At 62.7% G+C, this 20,097-nt stretch carries 19 protein-coding genes and 1 pseudogene; 9 read left to right on the plus strand and 11 right to left on the minus strand.

Annotated elements, in window-relative coordinates; all coding sequences use genetic code 11:
- Nucleotides 1-15: 15 nt before the first annotated feature.
- Nucleotides 16-963 (minus strand): sulfonate ABC transporter substrate-binding protein, encoded by a 948-nt coding sequence (locus JQ611_RS39410; RefSeq protein WP_212468598.1) that lies wholly within the window; start codon nucleotides 961-963, stop codon nucleotides 16-18.
- Nucleotides 964-1,397: 434 nt separating this feature from the next.
- On the opposite strand from JQ611_RS39410, the gene JQ611_RS39415 reads away from it, so the two are divergent.
- Nucleotides 1,398-2,366, plus strand: coding sequence for an aliphatic sulfonate ABC transporter substrate-binding protein (locus tag JQ611_RS39415; RefSeq protein ID WP_212468599.1), 969 nt, complete (start codon nucleotides 1,398-1,400; stop codon nucleotides 2,364-2,366).
- Between the two features lie 223 nt (nucleotides 2,367-2,589).
- On the opposite strand, the gene JQ611_RS39420 is transcribed toward JQ611_RS39415, so the two are convergent.
- The 7 genes and pseudogenes from JQ611_RS39420 to JQ611_RS39450 all read right to left on the minus strand — a co-directional run bounded on the left by JQ611_RS39420 (nucleotide 2,590) and on the right by JQ611_RS39450 (nucleotide 9,395).
- Nucleotides 2,590-3,099, minus strand: a complete 510-nt coding sequence (locus tag JQ611_RS39420; RefSeq protein WP_212262763.1) for an Lrp/AsnC family transcriptional regulator — start codon at nucleotides 3,097-3,099, stop codon at nucleotides 2,590-2,592.
- Nucleotides 3,100-3,230: 131 nt separating this feature from the next.
- The gene (locus JQ611_RS39425; RefSeq protein WP_212468600.1) at nucleotides 3,231-4,172 is read right to left on the minus strand and encodes an ABC transporter substrate-binding protein; all 942 of its coding nucleotides are present in this window, start codon (nucleotides 4,170-4,172) and stop codon (nucleotides 3,231-3,233) included.
- The gene (locus tag JQ611_RS39430; protein ID WP_212468601.1) at nucleotides 4,169-5,269 is read right to left on the minus strand and encodes an LLM class flavin-dependent oxidoreductase; all 1,101 of its coding nucleotides are present in this window, start codon (nucleotides 5,267-5,269) and stop codon (nucleotides 4,169-4,171) included. Before JQ611_RS39430 ends, JQ611_RS39425 begins: the two co-directional genes overlap by 4 nt.
- A gap of 37 nt (nucleotides 5,270-5,306) precedes the next feature.
- Complete coding sequence (locus tag JQ611_RS39435) at nucleotides 5,307-6,491, minus strand: acyl-CoA dehydrogenase family protein (protein WP_212468602.1); 1,185 nt, start codon at nucleotides 6,489-6,491, stop codon at nucleotides 5,307-5,309.
- Nucleotides 6,485-7,282 (minus strand): ABC transporter ATP-binding protein, encoded by a 798-nt coding sequence (locus JQ611_RS39440; protein ID WP_212468603.1) that lies wholly within the window; start codon nucleotides 7,280-7,282, stop codon nucleotides 6,485-6,487. The genes JQ611_RS39435 and JQ611_RS39440 overlap by 7 nt, the downstream gene beginning before the upstream one ends.
- Nucleotides 7,276-8,316, minus strand: coding sequence for an ABC transporter permease (locus tag JQ611_RS39445; RefSeq protein ID WP_212262774.1), 1,041 nt, complete (start codon nucleotides 8,314-8,316; stop codon nucleotides 7,276-7,278). The genes JQ611_RS39440 and JQ611_RS39445 overlap by 7 nt, the downstream gene beginning before the upstream one ends.
- A pseudogene (locus JQ611_RS39450) lies at nucleotides 8,294-9,395 on the minus strand (ABC transporter substrate-binding protein). Before JQ611_RS39450 ends, JQ611_RS39445 begins: the two are co-directional and overlap by 23 nt.
- Nucleotides 9,396-9,882: 487 nt before the next feature.
- Between JQ611_RS39450 and JQ611_RS39455 the strand changes: the two are divergent.
- Nucleotides 9,883-10,866 (plus strand): ABC transporter substrate-binding protein, encoded by a 984-nt coding sequence (locus JQ611_RS39455; RefSeq protein WP_212468604.1) that lies wholly within the window; start codon nucleotides 9,883-9,885, stop codon nucleotides 10,864-10,866.
- Between the two features lie 366 nt (nucleotides 10,867-11,232).
- The gene (locus tag JQ611_RS39460) at nucleotides 11,233-11,475 is read left to right on the plus strand and encodes a hypothetical protein (protein WP_212262778.1); all 243 of its coding nucleotides are present in this window, start codon (nucleotides 11,233-11,235) and stop codon (nucleotides 11,473-11,475) included.
- 27 nt (nucleotides 11,476-11,502) lie between these two features.
- On the opposite strand, the gene JQ611_RS39465 is transcribed toward JQ611_RS39460, so the two are convergent.
- Complete coding sequence (locus JQ611_RS39465; RefSeq protein WP_212468605.1) at nucleotides 11,503-12,714, minus strand: LLM class flavin-dependent oxidoreductase; 1,212 nt, start codon at nucleotides 12,712-12,714, stop codon at nucleotides 11,503-11,505.
- Between the two features lie 184 nt (nucleotides 12,715-12,898).
- Here JQ611_RS39465 and JQ611_RS39470 point away from each other — a divergent pair, with 184 nt between their 5' ends.
- Complete coding sequence (locus tag JQ611_RS39470) at nucleotides 12,899-14,008, plus strand: ATP-dependent RecD-like DNA helicase (protein ID WP_212468606.1); 1,110 nt, start codon at nucleotides 12,899-12,901, stop codon at nucleotides 14,006-14,008.
- A gap of 148 nt (nucleotides 14,009-14,156) precedes the next feature.
- Here JQ611_RS39470 and JQ611_RS39475 read toward each other — a convergent pair whose 3' ends face one another.
- Nucleotides 14,157-15,833 (minus strand): caspase family protein, encoded by a 1,677-nt coding sequence (locus JQ611_RS39475; RefSeq protein WP_249133824.1) that lies wholly within the window; start codon nucleotides 15,831-15,833, stop codon nucleotides 14,157-14,159.
- A 263-nt stretch (nucleotides 15,834-16,096) separates the two neighbouring features.
- Here JQ611_RS39475 and msrA point away from each other — a divergent pair, with 263 nt between their 5' ends.
- From msrA to JQ611_RS39500, 5 genes are all read left to right on the plus strand, one after another.
- Nucleotides 16,097-16,816, plus strand: a complete 720-nt coding sequence (gene msrA, locus JQ611_RS39480) for a peptide-methionine (S)-S-oxide reductase MsrA (RefSeq protein WP_212468608.1) — start codon at nucleotides 16,097-16,099, stop codon at nucleotides 16,814-16,816.
- A 24-nt stretch (nucleotides 16,817-16,840) separates the two neighbouring features.
- Nucleotides 16,841-17,245: a peptide-methionine (R)-S-oxide reductase MsrB gene (msrB, locus tag JQ611_RS39485; RefSeq protein ID WP_212262783.1), complete on the plus strand. Its 405-nt coding sequence runs from the start codon at nucleotides 16,841-16,843 to the stop codon at nucleotides 17,243-17,245.
- Nucleotides 17,246-17,489: 244 nt separating this feature from the next.
- Nucleotides 17,490-17,864: a hypothetical protein gene (locus JQ611_RS39490; protein WP_249133825.1), complete on the plus strand. Its 375-nt coding sequence runs from the start codon at nucleotides 17,490-17,492 to the stop codon at nucleotides 17,862-17,864.
- Nucleotides 17,865-18,060: 196 nt separating this feature from the next.
- Nucleotides 18,061-18,225, plus strand: coding sequence for a DUF3309 family protein (locus JQ611_RS39495; protein WP_212034340.1), 165 nt, complete (start codon nucleotides 18,061-18,063; stop codon nucleotides 18,223-18,225).
- A 235-nt stretch (nucleotides 18,226-18,460) separates the two neighbouring features.
- The gene (locus tag JQ611_RS39500) at nucleotides 18,461-18,745 is read left to right on the plus strand and encodes a hypothetical protein (RefSeq protein WP_212262784.1); all 285 of its coding nucleotides are present in this window, start codon (nucleotides 18,461-18,463) and stop codon (nucleotides 18,743-18,745) included.
- A 206-nt stretch (nucleotides 18,746-18,951) separates the two neighbouring features.
- On the opposite strand, the gene JQ611_RS39505 is transcribed toward JQ611_RS39500, so the two are convergent.
- On the minus strand, nucleotides 18,952-19,491 hold the full coding sequence (locus JQ611_RS39505; RefSeq protein WP_212468609.1) for a DUF4112 domain-containing protein: 540 nt from the start codon (nucleotides 19,489-19,491) through the stop codon (nucleotides 18,952-18,954).
- Between the last annotated feature and the right edge of the window lie 606 nt (nucleotides 19,492-20,097).

Below are 20,097 nucleotides of genomic sequence, written 5' to 3' on the forward strand. Positions count from 1 at the left end.
TGGCTTTTCTCGAATTCAGGTCTGGGTATTGCGCCAGACAATGTCGCGAACCACGATCGGCTTCGGGATCAGCCCGAGCTTGAAGAAGCGATCGGCGACGGCCTGCTGGGTATCGATGATCGCCTCCGTCACCGGTCCGATCGCGAACGAGGCCCGGTTGGCCGCGACGGTCTGGACTTCCAGCGGAACGCCGGTCACGGCGGCGAGCGCATTTGCCACGGCGTCGCGATTTCCTTCCGCCCAGCGGGCGGCTTCCGCCAGGCCCGCGATGATGTCGCGGGTGTGCTGAACGTTGGTGTTCGCGAAATCGCGGTTGGCGAGATAGAACGAATTGGTCTTGGCGACCTCGTAGGCGTTGATCAGGATCCGGCCGTTCTGCTTTTTCTCGCCGATCGCGAAGTATGGATCCCAGATCGCCCAGGCTTCGATGCTGCCATTGGCAAATGCCGGCCCCGCATCGGGCGGCGACAGATAGACCGGTGTGATATCGGCGTAGGTGAGACCGGCCTTTTCCAGCGTCGCAATCAGAACGTTATGCGCGCTGGTGCCCTTGGCAAATCCAATCCGCTTGCCTTTCAGATCGGCAATTGTGCGAATCGAGGAGTTGGCGGGAACCAGAATGCCCTGCCCGTTGGTGATCGGCGATCCCGCCACATAGACGATGTTTGCATTCGCGGCCTGGGCAAAGATCGGCGGGGTATCGCCGACCGCGCCAAGGTCGACACTGCCGGTGCTCATCGCTTCCAGCAACGGCGGGCCCGACGTGAACTCGATCCATTTGATGGCAATTTGTTTCGCGGCGAAGTGCTTTTCCAGAATAGCCTGCTGCCGCGCGATCACGAGCACCCCGGTCTTCTGATAGCCGATACGGATTTCCTTCACCGGCGCCTGCGCACGCGCACCTGGCGACAGCGCGACAACGGCACCGGCAACCGACAATCCGAGAAACTCCCGACGCTTCATCACATTCTCCTGAACGATCATGCTCGCGGCGGTGCGCGATCATGCGATGCAAGAGATGATGGTGGCGCTTTGAAACGCTGTCGAGTGCTCCGCAAAAATAGCAATGACGGCACTGTTAGTCTGGCTCGCGACGACGCGTTTATTGCCGGAACACGATTTACAACGACGCATTTTTCTTGACGCTTACCCGAAGCCAATTCGTTAATCTTGAATTGGGCAGCGACGGAACCTGATCCACCCAAAGTCATAAGCGACCGCCGCCGAGATCGACGAACGCCTATCAAATATGCGCCTGGAATTTCTCTCTGCGAATGCCGACCGGCGTAGCATCGTCATGCGGATCGCGTGACAACAAGAAAGAACGGTTCTATTGACCGCGGTTGCGCGGCCTCTAGCTTGCTTTGATCCCTTTAATGTCAGGCAGATCAAACTCCATGGGCAACCGCACCGCATCAATCATCGGAGCCATCGCAGCCATCGCGGTCGTTTCAGCAACATCCGTGGCCGCGCAGACACCGCCATCCGATACGATTCGCATCGGCTATCAAAAATCCTCGACGCTGACGGCCATCCTGAAGACCAATGGCGAACTGGAAAAAGCGCTCGCGCCGCTCGGCGTCCGCGTCTCCTGGCATGAATTCACCAGCGGCCTGCCGCTGCTGGAAGCGATCAACACCGGTAACATCGACTTCGGCGCCGATGTCGCCGATACCGTGCCGCTGTTCGCACAAGCCGCGGGCGCCAGGCTTGCCTATATCGCGGAAGAAGCCGCCTCCCCGTCGGCGCAGGCCATTCTGGTCGGCGCGGAATCGCCCATCAAGACGCTGGCCGATCTGAAGGGCAAGAAGGTTGCGGTGACAAAAGGCGCCGGCAGTCATTTCCTGCTGCTCGCCGCGCTGGCCAAATCGGGCCTGAGCTTCAAGGATATCTCGCCGGCCTATCTGACGCCGGCCGACGGCCGCGCCGCCTTCATCGGTGGAAATGTCGATGCGTGGGTGGCCTGGGATCCGTTCCTGACCAGCGCCCAGCGCCAGTCCAACGCGCGGGTGCTGTCCGACGGCAGCAACGGCCTCGCGAGCTACAAGCGATATTACCTGTCGTCGGCTGCGTTTGCCGATCGGCGCGGCGACGTGCTCAATGCCATCTTCGGCAAGCTCGACGAGACCGGCAAATGGGTCAAGGCGCATCAGGACGACGCGGCCAAGTTGCTGTCGGGGCTCTGGGGCATCGATGCGGCGACGGTGAAGGAAGCCAACAGCCACCGTTCCTACAAGGTTGGAATCGTCACAGCGCCCGGCCTGTCCGAACAGCAACGCATTGCCGACGCGTTCTTCGCGGAAGGATTGCTGCCGGTAAAGGTCAACGCGGGCGATGCGAAGATCTGGACGCCGAAGCGCGACTGAGTGCGGCGGCAGACTCGCTGCACCTCTCCCGCTTGCGGGGGAGGTCGGATCGCATCGAAGATGCGATCCGGGTGGGGGCTCTCTCCTCAATACGACTCGCGGCGACACCCCCACCCATAGCCGATGCTACGCATCGGCGTTCTTAAGGCCAAGGACGGCGGCCGCAGGCCGCCTACGCCTCCCCCGCAAGCGCGGGAGAGGGAGCGCAGTCCCTTCGCGATTTCTACGCCGCCTCGAACGCCGGGACCGGCAATGCGGTGACCGACTTGATCTTTTCCATCGCGAACCGCGAGGTCACATTCTTCAGCGCGACGGCGCCGATCAGCTTCTTGTAGAAAAGATCATAGCTCCGCATGTCGGCGACGACCACGCGCAGCACATAGTCCACGTCGCCGGCCATACGATAGAACTCGATGACTTCAGGCATGGCGCTGACGGCGGCCGCGAATTTCTTCAGCCACGCGTCGGAATGATCGTCGCTCTCCACCGACACGAACACCGACAGCCCGAGGCCGATCTTGTTCTGGTCGACCAGCGCGACCTTGCCGGTGATGATGCCCTCGTTCTCCATGCGCTGGACGCGCTTCCAGCACGGCGTGGAGGAAAGCCCGACGCGCTCCCCGATCTCGGCTACCGACAGCGATGCGTCTTCCTGAAGTACCCGCAGGATCTTGCGGTCGATCGCATCGATGCGGCGGGTCTGTTCCGGGCCAGACGTAACAACTTCGCTCATATGTAAAACTTTCTTCCAAATGCATTGCTATCGACAATGCTATTCAGAAAATAATTCCACACAAGCTGGCTGCCGTTTCGAAATTAGCGGCTGCCGGAGAAAGACTTCCTGCGCGGACCACCTTCGCCAGCCTAAAGACCCGCGCCCTTGCCGATCGCCCCGGAGAACGAGCGGTCGACGATGTCGGCGGCGTTGAGCTTCTGCTTGATCAGGCCCGAGCGGAAATAGAGATCGATGGTTTGCTGCTCGTCGGCCACCACGCCGTCATCGATCGGCGCGACGCGGATTTTCGCCCGGCTCAGCCAGTTCAGCGGCACCGCGGGCGGAATGCTCATCAGCCTGCCCCACGTCTCGGCGTAGGCGCTGACATTGGTCTGTGACCACGCCCGCGCGGCCGTCAGCCGCCTGACAAAATCTTCCAGTTCCGGCCGCTTGTCGCGGATCGCGTTCGGCGTCGCGACCTGGAAGCCCAGTCCTGGCGTAAGACCCTCAGCCGTGATCACGCGCCGCGACTGGAACAGGACTTCTTCCTGACTCACATAGGGCTCCCATGTCGACCAGGCATCGACGGAGCCTTGCGTATACGCAACCTTGGCGTCCGATGGCGCGAGGAACACGATCTGGATGTCGCTGGTCGACCAGCCCTTCGATTCGAGGGCTGCGAGAATCAGTTGATGACCGATCGAGCCACGGCCGGTCGCGATCTTCTTGCCTTTCAGGCTTTCGAAGTCGCGGACGGCTGAGTCCTTCTGGACCAGCACCGCGAGACCCTCGCGGCTCTGCCGGATCGCCGCGATGGCTTTCACCGGAACGTTGGCCGCCGCGGCGAAGGTGAACGGCGCGTCGCCGACCAGGCCGGTTTCGATCGCGCCCGCGCTTAACGCTTCCAACAGCGGCGCCGCGGCCGGGAATTCCTTCCACTCGATCTTGTAGGGAACATCCCTGAGGACGCCGGCAGCTTCCATCACGGCCTGCGAATTCCCCTTTTGATCGCCAACCCGCAGGGTGGTCTGGGCATCCGCCGAGGCAATCGCACCCAGCAGCAGGCCCGCAACGAGAATGGCGCGCATCATTCCGCTGCCACTCCCCGGGCAACACTGCGTCCGGCGATCAACTGACGCGTCAGCGGGATCAGTTCGCGGCCGTAGTCGATGGCATCGATCAGGGGATCGAAGCCGCGAATCAGGAAGTGGCTGATGCCGAGATCGTAATAGTCGCCAAAGACTTCGGCGACCTGTTCGGGCGTGCCGACCAGCGCCGTGGTGTTGCTGTTGGCGCCGGTGAGTTTGGCGATCTCGGTCCATAGCCGCTTGTCGATCCGGGTGCCCTGCTCGGCCAGCGCCAGCAGCCGCTTCGCGCCGGCGGTGGCATGGCCGTCCGCGGGCTTGCGATATCCGGTCTTGTCCTGCAGCGCGGTGGCGGGGGCCAGAATTTCATCAGCCTTGGCCCAGGCCTTCTCCTCGGTATCGGCGAGGATCGGACGCACCGACAGGCTGAAGCGCGGCGTCGGCCGGCCATGTTTCGCGGCTGCCGCGCGGACCCGCGACGTCACATCACGTACCTGCGCATAGGATTCGCCCCACAGCGCAAACGTATCCGCATGCTTACCCGCAACCTCGATCGCCGCGTCCGAACCGCCGCCGACAAAGATCGGAATGCCCTCGCTGCGGTACGGCTTCAGCTGCGAGAAGCCGTTCTGCACCTGATAATATTTTCCCTCATAGGTGAACGGCTTTTCGCTGCTCCATTCGGCGCGGACCACGTCCAGGAACTCGCTGGTGCGGGCGTAGCGCTCATCCTTGTCATCGATGACGTTGCCGTCCTGCCGCAGTTCGGTAGCGTTGCCGCCGGTGATGACATGCAGGGCAACCCGCCCATCGGACAGTTGATCGATGGTCGCCAGCTGCCGCGCCAGGAGCGTCGGCGCGGTGAAGCCGGGGCGCTGTGCGATCAGGACGTTGAGCTTGTCGGTCACACCAAGCACGTGCTGGCCGATCTGAAGCCCGTCCGGGGTGGTGGAATGGAACGCCAGCAGCGCGCGATCAAAGCCTGCGTTCTCATGCGCCTTGGCAACGGTCTCGATATAGTACCGATCGAGAATCGGGCCGTTCCGCACGACGGTTTCGGACGAATAATTGCTGCCGATGTATCCGATGAATTCCACTGACATGAGCTTGCTCCAGAGTTTGGGATTGGTTCGTTGATATTCAGACGCCGAGCGCCAGACGTCCGGCGTTGACGCGGGTGGCGTCATCCTGCGGCGTGTGAACCCGCCCGCACAGGACATCGCGATAATGCCGCTCCAGCGGATTGGAGCGGGTGAGGCCATGATTGCTGGTCAGCGACAGCGCGTCTTCGAGAATCGCGACCGCATTGTTCGTGACCGTGAGCTTGACGATGCTGGATTCGGAGGCGCTGAGCAGCACGCCATCGTCGAAATCGCCGGCGAAACTGTCGATCAGTCGCGCATTGACGGCAAGCCGCGCCTCGATGCCGCCGACGATCTCCTGCACTCTCGGCAGCGTCGCCAGCGATGCGCCGAGATTGGATGGCTTCCGGTTCTTCAGGAACTCGACCAGCCAGTCACGCGCGGCACGGGCGACGCCGTCATAAATCGCGGCGACGAAGATCGCGTGCACCACGGACTGGGTAAAATCCGGCACCCGCCATTCCTCGGGCGCGCGGACGTCGATCTCGTGGTCGAGCGGGAACACGACGTCTTCGAACACGACGTCATGGCTGCCGCTGGCACGCAGGCCAAGGTGGTCCCACGTTTCGATAATCCGCGTCCCCGGCAATCCCGCAGGCACCAGGAACAGACCGACGCGCGTTTCCGGCTCGTCGGTCTTCGCCCACACCGCATACCATTTCAGGATCGGCGCGCCGGTCGAATAGACCTTGCGGCCAGAGAGCCGCCAGCCCGTCTCGGTTCTCCGCGCGATCGTCGCCGGCAACCCGCCACGCGCCGGAGAGCCCAGATCGGGCTCGACCCGCAGCGCATTGATCAGCGCCACGCCGTCGACCGCCTCCCGCGCCAGCTTGCGGGAGAGACGCCCCGGCCAGCGTGTGCTCCGCGCCATCACCAGATGCTGGATGTAGTGCATCGACAGCACCAGCGCCGTCGATGGGTCAGCCTTGCCGAAGATGCCGAGGATGCGCGCCGTATCGAGCGCACCCGCGCCGTGGCCGCCAAGCGCCGTCGGCACGGTCAGCGCCAACAATCCCGCCTCGGCAAGCTCCTTGAAATTCTCGAACGGAAAGCTGGCGTCGCGATCATGCTGCGCCGCTCGGGCCGCGAATTCGGAAGCCAGCGCCCGCGCACAATCGTACGGCACCGGCGCGGCCTCCGCCAGCGGCTCCTTGCGTATCGAACTGTTGATCGCGCTCACCATGTGGCATCCAATCCGAGCAGGCCAAGGATGTTACGGCGAAGCTCCGCCAGCCTGGGATCGCCGCGGTGCCGGGGATAGGGTCGATCGACCGCGATGTCGGCCTTGATGCGCGCCGGACGATCACTGAACACGATGACGCGGTTGGCGAGGAACAAGGCTTCCTCGACGTCATGGGTCACCAGCAGCGTGGTAAATCCCTTGCGCTGCCACAGCGCCACGATTTCAGCCTGCATCGTGATCCGCGTCAAGGAATCCAGCTTGCCGAGCGGCTCATCGAGGATGAGGATCTTTGGATCGTTCACCAGCGCCCGCGCCAGCGCGACACGCTGCGCCATACCACCAGACAATTGATGCGGATAGGCATTGCGAAATTGCGACAGCCCGACGAGGTCAAGCGCGGCATCGACACGCTGCCGCTGGCTCTTCAGGATGCCCTGCGCCTCCAGCCCAAGCGCGACGTTGTTCCAGACCGTTCGCCACGGAAACAGTGTTGGATCCTGAAACACCACGACCCGGGATGGGAACGGTCCGGTGACGGGATCGCCGTCCTCGCGGAGCACGCCCGATCGCGGCGCCTCGAGCCCCGCGACCAGCCGCAGCAAGGTCGACTTGCCGCAGCCGGAGGGACCGAGCAGTGCGATGAACTCACCGGGCTTGACGTTGAAATTGACATCGTCGAGCACCGGCAAGACATTGCCGTCGATGTCAAAGGCGTGGCTGATGCGTTCGACATCGAGCGAGGCGCCGACGGCCGGATAGGTGACCGCTTCGGCCAAGGCATGCGCTACCATTTGACGACTCCCTTCTGCCAGATCAGCAGGCGGTCGCGCGTCCGGAACAGCAGCGTGATCGCGCCCGAGCACAGCAGCGACATCACGATCAACGCGGCATACATGTTGGCATACGCCGCCCAGCCCTGCGCCCATTGCAGATACCAGCCGAGCCCGGCCTTGACGCCGATCATCTCGGCAACCACCAGCACCGCAAATGACGATCCGAGGCCCATGAACAGGCCGACGAACACATGCGGCAAGGCTGCGGGAATCGCGACCTTCAGCACCAGGAACGACGGTTTCGCGCCGAGCGTTCGCGCCACGTCGTAATAGGCGTTGCTGACGCTCGCGACACCGGACCAGGTCAGCACCGTGACCGGAAACCCGGTCGCCAGCGCGATCAGGAACGTGCTGGCGCTCCAGCTCGACGGGAAGGTGAAGAACGCGATCGGCAGCCACGCCGTCGCCGGCAGTGGGCCGATGAACCGCAGCACCGGATGCACCCAGTAACCGACGCTGCGCGACCAGCCGATCGAGACGCCGGTCAGGAAGCCGACCGTGGCGCCGATGACATATCCGCCGAGCTGAAGCTTTACAGACGCGATGATGCTGTCGAGCAATTTGGGCAAATCATCGGTGTAGACCTCGATGATCGACTGCGGCGGCGGGAAGAACGGCAGCGGCAGCCACCCGAACTTTGCGGTCGCGACCTCCCACAGCGTCAGGAATAACGCCGATACCAGCAGCCACGGCGCACGCCGTTGCAGGCCGGCATTGAACCGCCCGAGCCGGCTGCCCGCCACCGTCGCCAGGAAAATGACGCCGGAGATGACGAAGGCCGCGGCCGCAAGCTGATGGGTGCGCGTCCAGTCACCGATATCCGGCCACCACAGGCACGATATGCCAAACCCGACCCACGCCAGGCTTGCGAACACGCCGGTCCCGCCTGCCGGAAACGAGACCGCCAGCGACAGCGGCCGCCCCGAAAGTGCTGCGCCTTCTTCCGCCGATTGCGCCAGAGCGACCGTCTTAGACGCCGAATACGTCGACATAGATCCGCTCCGCAAATTTCGCCGTATCGGTGCTGGCCTTGAAGACCGAAACGCTCTTCAGGTCGTCCGCATAAGCCTTCAGTTCCCGCTTCAACACTTCGCCGACGGGATGGTGATGATGGGTGTGGTAGCGGACCATGGCCTGCAGATCCTGCAGGCTCGCCGTCTTGGGGGCGTAAGGCTGGAACGAAGCCGCGGCGACATCAGGGTTTTGCGCGGTGTACATGGCGGCATCGAGCAGCGCCTGCGTGATGGCGCGTGCGACCTGCGGTTCTTCGCGAACCAGGCTGCCGCGCAATCCGAGGATGCAGCAGGTCTTGTCCTTGTATTCACCGTCGAGGTTGGAAGCGACCTCCTTGTAGGCGCTGTCCTTCAGCCAGATATGGGCAATCGGATCGGAGGCGAGGAACGCCTGAACCTCGCCCTTCTCGACGGCGAGCTGCAGCAAATTGCCGGGATAGGCGCGCCAGTCGACATCCTTGTTGGGATCGATGGCCCTGCTTGGCAAGCTGGATCGAAAAGAAATTCTTGTCCGGCCCGCCGAGATCGCCGACCGCGACGATCTTGCCCTTGAGGTCGGCCAGTCTGTCGACGCCCGAATTGACGCGCGACAGCACCCGCATGCAGCCGCCATGGGTTCCAGCCGCGATCTTGACGTCAAACCCCTGCTCCAGCGGCTTCAGCCAGCGCAACGCCATGCCGAGCCCCGCGTCGCTCTTGCCGGTCGCGATCGCTTCCAGCAACTGATCGGTCGAGCCGCTGTAGTTGATCAGTTCGACGTCGAGATTGTGTTTCTTGAAGATGCCCTGGTCGATCGCCACCGGAACCGGCACGAGGCAGACCGCGCCGGCATTCCATGACAGTTTCAGCTTTCGCGGCGCCCCGGTGAGCGCCGGCGCGTTGGAAGCGGTCCTGCAGATCGGAAACTCCGAGAAGTCGATGCCGGGCGTGGCCGCACGAAACGGGAAGGCTTGCGCGCCAAACACGCCTAGCGGCGCGGCGAGCGCCGCGGCAGCTCCGCCGCGCAACAGCGTTCGGCGATCCAGCCGCGTTACGTCGTTCTTTCCATCTCGTGACATCCTGCACTCCTGCTCTCAAAACGGCATGGCGCCGCCGTCGGCGCAGCACGTGGATGCTGCGGCCCGTTATGTTCCACACTGGCGATCGGTTATTCGGTTCAATCCCCGCGAGACTCCGATCTCGCCCCGTTGATCTGACGTTCAAATGATGCGCGGCAGCAACGCCGTCGTCAATGAAATGGAATTTTGAATGTGAAAGCGAACGGAGAGATTATCTCCACATTGATATCGACGTGCGATGAAACGGTTTTTGCGCGCTCGCAAAATATGCAGCGCTTCCGCATCGATTCAATTCTTCCAATTTCGAACGAGTTCAAGCCGCACAGCAGACAATTTTTATTCGCGCGTGAGTAGCGAGGCGATCATTGCCGGTGCATCAAAATATTCAGTCAGCCATTTCATTGACTGCGGAGCAGTCGCTCGTACGCTTGGTGCGTCGCTGATTGCCTCACGCAATGCGGCGGATCACACCGGAAAGAACAAAGGCATGAACACACTCGAATCAACAACGCGCTCACGCATCCGTAAATTTGGCGCCACGCTGGTCGGCGCGGCGCTGGGGCTGGCGATAACAGCTTCGGCCATGGCAGCGGACACCGTGACGCTGCGCGTCGGCGACCAGAAGGGCGGCAACCGTTCGCTGCTCGAAATCGCGGGATTGGCGAGGGATCTTCCCTACAAGATCGAATGGTCGGAATTTCCTGCCGCTGCGCCTATTCTCGAAGCGTTGAATGCCGGCGCGCTCGATGTCGGCTACACCGGCGATCTGTCGTTTCTCACCGTCTATGCCACCGGTGCACCGATCAAGGCGATTGGCGGCACGCGCTCCGATGCCCGCACCCAGGCGATCCTGGTCCGGCAGGATTCGCCGATCAAGACGGCGGCGGATTTAAAAGGCAAGCGGTTGGCCGGAACGCGCGGCGGCTGGGGCCAGTTCCTGATCGACGCGACGCTGGAGAAAGCCGGCTACAAGGTCGACGACGCGACCTTCGCGCCGCTGGGTCCAGTCGATGCCAAGATCGCGCTGGTCGCCGGCTCGATCGACGGATGGGCGGTGTGGGAGCCCTACGTCTCCTACGCGACGCTGAAGGATAAGGCCCGCGTCGTCGCCAACGGCGAAGGCCTGACGCCGACCATCACCTTCATCGTGGCATCCGATTCCGCCATCGCCACCAAGCGCGCGGCCGTGCAGGATCTCGTGCAGCGGCTCAACAAGGCGCGGCTGTGGTCGCTGGATCATCTGCCCGAATATGCCAGGAACACGTCCGAGCTGACCAAGCTGCCGGAAGACGTGCTGCTCAGCGCCTACACCGCGCAAAAAACCAGCCCGATCGTGATCGATACCGGTATCGTCAAGGAAGTTCAGGCGGCATCCGACCGCGCCACACGCTACGGCATCCTCTCCAAGACGCTCGATGTCAGCAAGGCCGTCGATCGCAGCTTTACGGCGGCGGCCGCCGGATCGAACTAACTCACCACTCAGATGAAACGGACAAGGGTCGGCATTCCGGTGCCGCCCCCTGGCCTCGGCCGTTGAAGTTTCTTCTGTGGTTGGCTGCATCCGGAGAATGTTGTGCGGGGAACCTGCGTAGCTTTGGAATTCAAAAAGCAACGCCCCGAGGGAATAATCGACCTCGTTCGAGATGACTTGTCACGGCCACGCGAGCGAGCGCAGAGGTCACAGATGATTCAACGCAGCACGATCTATCCAATCAAAATGGCGGCAGCGATCATCTGCCAAGCGGCACTGCTGGCCATGATCGTCTGGGGATTTCACTAGAATTCTGAACTTTCCGGCGGATGGCTACTCAACGAAACGTACTGGGCCGCATCAGACATGATCCCGCATTACACCATCCGGCATCTCGCCGGCGCGCGCGAAGAGCTCTCATGCTTCCGACAGCTGGAGGATGAATGCGCGGCGCTGTACTTCAATATTGTTCACGGCGCGAAAGTCCACAGGCGCTTCACCACCGCAAAATCGGGAGTGCCGTGCACGGACTACGTCCTGATCGCGCGCGAGGATGGCAGCGGCGGAGCTGTCAAGGAACGGGCTATCGCGCTGTTCGACGCCTCCTGATCGAGACACCTTCGCAAGACCTGCCGGTTATCCCGCCGCCGCAACTTTCGGCGTCGGCGCGACGCTGACCGCCAGTTTGCCGTAACGGTCCTTGAACGCCTCGGTGTCGATTTCCTCGAGCTGGATCGCGCCGCTCATCACGCCTGCCTTCCAGGCTTCGTGCTCGGGATCGTGCTGGAATTCCGGCATCACTTCCCTGGCGAACAATTCCAGCGAGTCGCAGATGTGCTCATGGCTGTTCTTGCCGGCCTGGTTGAGCAGGATCACCTGGTCGATGTGCGAGGAACGAAACCGCCGCAACTTCTTGCGGATGGTTTCCGGCGAGCCGATCAGGCCGCCGCGCAGAGCCGCTTCCTGCGCCTCCGGATTTTCGCGCTTCCACTTGTTGTATTCGTCCCACATGTTGACGGTGCCGGGGTCGGGACGCTGCCGGTTCTGCGACGCGCCGTAATAGCGCAGCGCGAACTGGAAGAAGGTCGCGCCATCGGCGCGCGCCCGCGCCTCCTCGTCGGTCTTGGCGCACATGAAGAATGACACCAGCGCCATGTTCGGGTTGATCTCGTAGTCGGCGAGTTTCTTCAGCCGCTTGGTGATCGCGTTGTAATAGGCGTGCACCCAGGCGTGCGCCGCTTGCGCGCTGACGAACTGAAAGCCCAGCGCGCCAAAGCCGTTCTCGCCGGCGCGTTCGATGGTCTGCAATTGCGAGCACGCCATCCACAGTGGCGGATGCGGCTTCTGTACCGGCTTCGGCACCACGTTACGCAAGGGGATGTCGAAATATTTGCCGTGATGCTCGGTGCCGACTTTGGTGAACATCGGAAAGATCGCCTGCACCGCTTCCTCGAACACCTCGCGCTTGGTTTCCATGTCGCGGCCGAACGGCGTCAGTTCGGTGATCGAGGCGCTCTCGCCCATGCCGAATTCGCAGCGGCCGTTGCTGAGCAGATCGAGCACCGCGACGCGTTCGGCGACGCGGGCGGGATGGTTGGTGGTGAGCTGGAAAATGCCGTGGCCGAGCCGGATTCTTTTGGTGCGCTGGGAGGCGGCGGCGAGGAACGATTCCGGCGACGGCGAATGCGAATATTCTTCCAGGAAATGATGTTCCACGACCCAGGCATGGTCATAGCCGAGCCGGTCGGCGGTCTCGAGCTGCGTCAGGGCATTCTGGTAGAGCCGCAGCTCATCGCCCTCTTCCCACGGGCGCGGCAGTTGCAGCTCATAAAAGATGCCGAACTTCATGACGTCGCTCCCGATTGTTGTTTTGTTGCAGTGTATTCGCGGCAGGGAGCAAGTCTAGCCTCGGCCGTGAAACTCCAATTCCGCGCCGCGGAAGCCGGCTTGCATGGAACGCGCGAATGGTTAGCTTGAGGGTCTGCCTGAGTCGCGGCCGATCACGGCCCGCTCGCCCCTCCGCCGAGACCAAATGACCACGTTTACGCCGCATCAGGATTCCGCGCTGAAGGCCGTTGCCGACTGGATGAAGGCAAAGCCCGGCAAGAACGGCACGCCGCCGGTATTCCGGCTGTTCGGCTATGCCGGAACCGGCAAGACCACGCTGGCGCGGCACATCGCCGACGGCGTCGACGGCGAGGTGAAATTCGCGGCCTTCACCGGCAAGGCCGCGCTGGTGATGCGCAACAAGGGCTGCGACAACGCCTCCACGATCCATTCGCTGATCTACCGCGCGCGCGAATCCGGCGTCGAGCAGCCGAGTTTTGAACTGTGGGACGACGCGCCGGCCTCGAAGGCGAAACTGATCGTGATCGACGAGTGTTCGATGGTGGACGCCGAGCTCGGCCGCGATTTGATGTCGTTCGACTGTCCGCTGCTGGTGCTCGGCGATCCCGCGCAGCTGCCGCCGATCCAGGGCGGCGGGTTCTTTACCGATTCCGAGCCCGACGCGATGCTGACCGAGGTGCATCGCCAGGCCCAGGACGATCCGATCGTGCGGATGTCGATGGATATCCGCGAGGGCCGCGAACTCGAAATCGGCCGCCATGGCGAGAGCGAGGTGGTGTCGCGGAGCGAACTCGACCCGGACCGTGTGATGAAGGCCGACCAGGTGCTGGTCGGGCGCAACAACACGCGCCGCGCCTACAACATGCGGGTACGCCAGAAACAGAACATTGAGGATCCGTTGCCGGTTGCCGGCGACAAGCTGGTCTGCCTGCGCAACAACCGCAAGAAGGGCCTGTTCAACGGCGGCCTGTGGCGGGTCAAGTCGCGCGCGCAGTCGAAATCGAAGATCATCACCATGCGACTGTCGCCCGATGAGGATTTCGGCCACAAGGTGACCAAGGTCTCGGTGCGCGGCGATTGCTTTGGCGGCGCCATCGAGACCATCCCGTGGGAGCAGCGCAAGCCCTATGACGAGTTCGACTATGGCTATGTGCTGACCGTGCACAAGTCGCAGGGCTCGCAATGGGACGACGTCGTGCTGTTCGACGAAAGTTTTGCGTTCCAGGACAGCCGCGCGCGCTGGCTCTACACCGGCATCACGCGCGCCGCGAAGCGGCTGAGCGTGGTGATTTGATCTGAACAGTGGGTCTGCGTGCCCCGGATGCTGCGCAGCGCGAAGCGGTGCGCTGCTGATCCGGGACCCATCAATCGCGACACCACCTTGGGTCCCGGCTCTGCGGAGCAGCGCGAAGAGCGCTGCACCGCGTCCGGGACACGCGGCGTCACTTCTCCGCGACAAAATAGAAATCCTCCCTTCCGGGCGGCGAGCCGTAGGTGAAGGGTTGTTGCGCGCGCTTGGTCATCGTCCAGACGTCGTCGCGGACGATATCGAACAGTTTCCGTACCTCGACCTTCGGCGTCTTGAGTTCACGCGCCAGCACGGTTGCGAACGGGCTGTTGACGGAATCGCCGTCGAGCGCCGTCTCGCCGTGCTTGGCGGCATAGACCACCATGAAGCCGGCCTCCGGCTCGATGTTGGAAAAGCCCTTGTTGACCAGCTTCAGCGCAATGGTCCGCTGCATGTTCTTTTCGAACGGATTGTCGCGGCAGGCATCCAATATCACCAGCCGCAGCTTGCGCGCGCCGGAAACCGCGGCGATCAATTGCTCGAGCGCCACCGCCTGCGTCTCCGCATCGCGGTCGGCGGCGAGCTTGGCGTCGGTCGGGATCAGATAGTTGACGCCGCCGATCTCCATGCCGTGACCGGCATAATAGACCACCGCCCAATCGGCCTTCTCGGCTTGCGTGCCGAACTCGTGCAGGGCAGCGAAAAACTTGTCGCGGGTGAGGTCCGGCGCCAGCGTGACGGTCGCAAAGCCGAGCTCGCGAAGCGTGGACGCGATCAATTTGGCGTCGCGCGCCGGATTGGCGAGCGGCTGCACGTTCTTGTAGGCGCTGTTGCCGACAATCAAGGCGACCTTGCGCGGACCTGATGACGCGGGGGCTGCGGTCGTCAGCGCCGCCAGCCGCTCCTTGGCGAAGCGGCGGGCAATAGCCGCATCGATATCATCGAACTTGGTCAGGGCCGCGCTCGCCGAACGGTATTCGCTGCGCGCACCCACGACGTCGCCGCGCTTTTCGAACACTTTGCCGCGGTTGGCACGGGCGCGGATATTGTTCGGGTTGATCTTGAGCGCCTCGTTGTAGTCCTTCAGCGCGGCGTCGAGATCGCCCTTCGCCAGATGGACATTGCCGCGGCTGGTCATCGCATAGACCGAATTCGGCGTGTGGGCCAACGCCACGTTGCAATCCGCGATCGCTTCGTCGAACTTCCTGATCTCGGTGTAGGTGATGCAACGGTAGGCCGCGACCTGCGGGGCGTCGGGATTGATCTTTTTCGCCTCGGCGAAATCGGCGAGCGCCGCGTCGTATTGCTTGCGGTAGGTCTGCACGCGTCCCCGGTTGAAGCGGTGATTGTAGCGGCTGCCGTCGTTGTTCGCGAGCCTGACGGCGGAATCGAGTTCGGTGAGGGCGCGTTGCAGGTCGCCCTGACGCATGAAAATAAGGGCGCGGTTGTTGTAGGGGCTGGAAAAATTCGGCTGCAGTTTCGAGCTCTGCGCATAGTCGGCCAGGGCCCGCTCGTCGTCGCCCTTGCTGCTATAGGCGAGGCCGCGCGAATTGATGTATCCGGCGTTATCGGGAACGAGTTCGATCGCCGCGTTGAAGGCCGTTATCGCGCCGTCATAGTCGCGCTTCTTGATCAGCGCATCGCCGCGAACTCCGAAAGCGCCCGCCCTGGCCTTGGCAGGCATCTTGTTGTCGGCAATGACGGTATCGCAGGCGGCCAGCCTTGCGACCGGTTCCGCATCCTTGTTCCGGCAGGTGTCGATTTCGCCCGCCGCCCGCGCGGGGCCGGCGGCGACAAGGGTGACGATGACCAGGAAGAAGGCGCGCAACATCAGTGAAACGCTCCGGCGCATGAATTGTGGTCGCCGGAGGCTGCCGGCGGTTCATTGTGGGAAGCTGTGCGAGGTCCGGTCAAGCGTGGCCAAACATCGCGCCTAACGTGTTGCGCCGGCGCGATTTTATTCACGAACTCGTGTGTCGCCGGCCGTAACAAAATGAGCCCAGGCCCGTATCTCTGCGTATCTGAGGAAGCTGCGCCGATTGCGAAACGCGGCTCCCGCTCTAAACTGCCTTCCAACAGCCCCAAGAGGAAACCATGTCCCCTCGCCGATCCAGCCGCCTTTCGCTGTGCGCCGCCGCCATCGGCGCGCTCGCCATTGCCGCGTTCGCCGTCACCCCCTCGCGCGCCGCGGAAGAAGCCGTGATCATCCCCCCGCCCGCCGCCGACGTGCAGCCGGCCAGCGGCCACCAGACCGCGGTCCTTGCCGGCGGTTGCTTCTGGGGCGTCCAGGGCGTGTTCCAGCACACCGCGGGCGTGGTCAACGCCGTGTCCGGTTACGCCGGCGGCACCAAGGCGACTGCCGACTACAATCTGGTCTCGATGGGAACCACTGCGCATGCGGAAGTGGTCGAGGTCAAATACGACCCGAACAAGATCAGCTACGGCAAGATCCTGCAGATCTTTTTCTCTGTCGTGCACGATCCGACCCAGCTGAACCGCCAGGGCCCGGACACCGGCACGCAATATCGCTCGGCGATCTTCACCACCAGCGACGAGCAGAAAAAGGTCGCGGAGGCCTATATCGCCCAGCTCAACGCCGCCAAGGTCTACAAGAAGCCGATCGTGACCAAGGTCGGCGCGCTGGAGGCGTTTTACGCGGCGGAGGCCTATCACCAGGACTACATGACGCTGCACCCGAACCAGCCCTATATTGCCTTCAACGACATCCCGAAGGTCCATAACCTCAAGAAGATCTTTGCGAGCGACTACCTCGATAAGCCGACGTTGGTGAGCAGTGCGAAGGCCAGCAACTGAGGGACCAAATTCAAAGGAGACTCCATGTCCGACACCAAGACCAAGGTCGAGAAGAGCGAGGCCGAATGGCGCCGCGAGCTGACGCCGATGCAGTATGCGGTGCTGCGCGAAAAGGCGACCGAGCGGCCGTTCTCCGGCGAATACGAGCATGAGCACCGCAAGGGCACCTATACCTGCGCCGGCTGCGGGCAGACGCTGTTCGAATCCGACGCCAAGTTCGATTCCGGCTGCGGCTGGCCGAGCTTCACCACACCCGCCGCGGATGGCCATGTCGACGAGGAGCGCGACATCAGCCACGGCATGATCCGCACCGAGGTGTTGTGCTCGAAATGCAACGGCCATCTCGGCCACGTCTTCGAGGACGGCCCGGGACCGACCGGCCTGCGCTACTGCATCAATTCGGCCGCGCTGAAGCTGCAGCCGAAATAGCGTCAGCCGCCGTCGTCCCTCACTCGTCATGCCCGGGCTTGACCCGGGCATCCACGTTCTTCGTGCCGCCAATAAGACGTGGATGGCCGGGACAAGCCCGGCCATGACGACACGATGGATAATAATCACACCAATCATTCGAACTCATTTCCCACCCCGTGCGACCAAGAGCTGGTCGCGCGGGGTTTTTCATTTTCAGGGGGGCTTCTCCGGTTTGCCCGGCGCGCAAATCAAGGAAAGTTCAATGCAAATATCGAAACGTCTGCTGCTCGGTCTCGGCGCAGCCACCCTCATCATGGAGAGCGTTGTGATCCAGCCCGCTTTTGCCGCCGACAAGGTCTCCTTGTTCAAGGTCATTACCGCGAAAGATGAAATCGTCATCGGCATCGCCGAGGACGATCTGGCGCAGATGGACGGCAAGAACGCCGGCGGCATCGCCAAGATGCTGGTGGCCAAGGGCTCGATGAGCGTCTGGCGATACGCCGTGCACAAATCCGCCTCGGGCGACCTCGAACAGGCGCCGCTGCACAAGATCGGCCTGCTCGCCTCGGACTCGCTGCGCGTCGAGCCCTATTCGACGCCGCTGAAGGTGCTGCCGATCGACGAGAGCAAAAAATGACGCGCTAAGCGCGTCATCCCGGGGCGCGAAGCGAACCTCAGGTGCGCAATTGCGCATCTGAGGTTCGCATCTCCGATGCGCCCCGGAATGACAATTCCCCCTTTCGGCGGAGCGAGGACTCGCGGCCTGGAGTATGCTTTGCTCCGGGCCGCGGGGCGTTTTCACCTGACGCCGGCCACGCTTTCAGGAGGCCGCCATGTCGCTTGGCACGATACTGATCATCATCCTGATTATTTTCCTCTTGGGCGGCTTCTCCGGCCGTTTTGGCGGCTACGGCTATGGTCTCGGCCATTCCGGCATGGGGCTTATCGGGGTGATCCTGATCGTGCTGCTCATCCTGGTCCTGCTGCGCAAACTTTAGGCGTCATAGCCCATTGAAATAACAGGGCTTATTTCGGTCCGAAACGGACCCAAAGCCAGCCATGCGCGGATTCAGCATCACCCCCGATCTGCGCATCAGGAGTCGCATTTCTGTCAAACAGGCTTATATTGGGGGTCGAAATGACGTGCACGGCGCGCCGCCCGGGATAGCGGCCCACCGTCATCCAATCCCCACTCGCTCGACGAACGAGCCAAAAAGATTGAGGTCACAAACCATGCGTCCATTCAGCTACGATACCGCTGCCGAACTGTTTCCTGCCGCGATCCGCAAGAAGAAGCGGGCCGGCTTTGCATATCGGCGTTTTGGCACCGCGGCCGAAGCGGTTCGCTTCGCGATCGAGGAGCTGCCGGCGGACTCGCTGAACGGCGCCTATCTGCAGGTCGAGGAAGCCCGCTTCGACCAGAGCGGCATCCGCACGCTCTATGAGAGCGAGGCCTTCCCGCTGACGCGCCGTCCCCGCGCGCCCGCCGCGACCGAAACCAGCGCCGACGCTGCGTAACAGTAAGCTTTCGAGCTGTCTGCCCTCGGACGATGTCCGGGGGCATTTTTTCGCGTGTTCTTTAGTCTCCGTCATGGCCGGGCCTAGCCGTCTGAAGGACGGCGTCGCTTACGCTCGCCTATGCCCGGCCATCCACGTCTTTCTTGGCTACGTAAAGGAAGTCGTGGATGCCTGGCACAAGGCCGGGCATGACGGTAGAGCGGTGGTCACAAGCGCGGCTGCTTGTCGAGCCAGCGCTTGAGCATCCGCACGTTGCGGACGTTGGCGCGGAACATGACGTCGAAGGCGTCGCCTGCGACCGGCACCAGGCCGACCACGCCATCAAGCGCGACATTGGCCAGCATCCGCGTCGTGATGTGCCAGGGCGCGCCGAGCGCGCGCGCCTCGCGCACCACCCACAGCGAGATCGCTGTCGTGATGATGTCGCCGACGACAGGGATCAGCCCGATCAGGCCGTCGATGCCGTAGCGGATATTGGTGCCCGGCACGATGAAGGCGACGTCGAGCAGTTTCGACAGCGCTTCCAGCCGCGCCAGCCGCTGCTCGCGGGTGAGATTGCCGAACGGGTTGGCGCTGGAATTCCCGAAGTCGATCCGGAAACCCTCGAATTGCCCGCGCAGGCTGGGGTCGGGGATTTCGCGCCCCTCCTGGTCGATCACAGGCCCACGGCCCTTCGCCCGTGCCTGCGAGGGACGTTCGGTGCGGGCGCGGTTCGGCACAAAAATATCGTCGTTTGTCATGGCCATCAGATGGTAACGCAAAAGGCGCGCGCAAGTTGCGTCAAATTATCGCTGAACTTGCTGAGTTATCACCCGTGCGGCCGTCGAAGTCCGTCCCAACCGCGCAGGAACCGCTTCCGTCATTGCGAGCGAAGCGAAGCAATCCATCGGGCCGCAAAGCAAGAATGGATTGCTTCGTCGCTCGCTCTTCGCAATCACGCGGAATTCAGATTCAAATTTCAAACAGCAATGTCGTCCCGGCGCAGGCCGGGACCCGTAGCCACCGGCAATGATTGCTTTTGCACGCAGGTCGTTATCTTCCACCTTCAACAATAAGGGCCGCGGCGTATGGGGCCCAGCCTGCGCCGGGACGACGGGGATACACCTTCGCCTTCCCGCGGCGCAAAGCGCCCGGGGTGTGCGTGTCGTTCGCGCCCTCGAAAAAATTAGAGGGCGCAGGGAATGCCGGATGCGCGCTGCACCCGCGGTCTCGCGTGCGATTGTGCATAAGAATGCTGCACACGAGCATACAGGGCAGCGGAGAACATCCGACATTCCCTGCGCAATGGCTTTACGGCTTATAACGCGCTCTCCCCGGTGAGACGGCCTCTATTGCCACCGTCGCCCCTCGAA

The organism is Bradyrhizobium sp. AUGA SZCCT0182 (assembly GCF_018130185.1).
Lineage (GTDB): Bacteria > Pseudomonadota > Alphaproteobacteria > Rhizobiales > Xanthobacteraceae > Bradyrhizobium.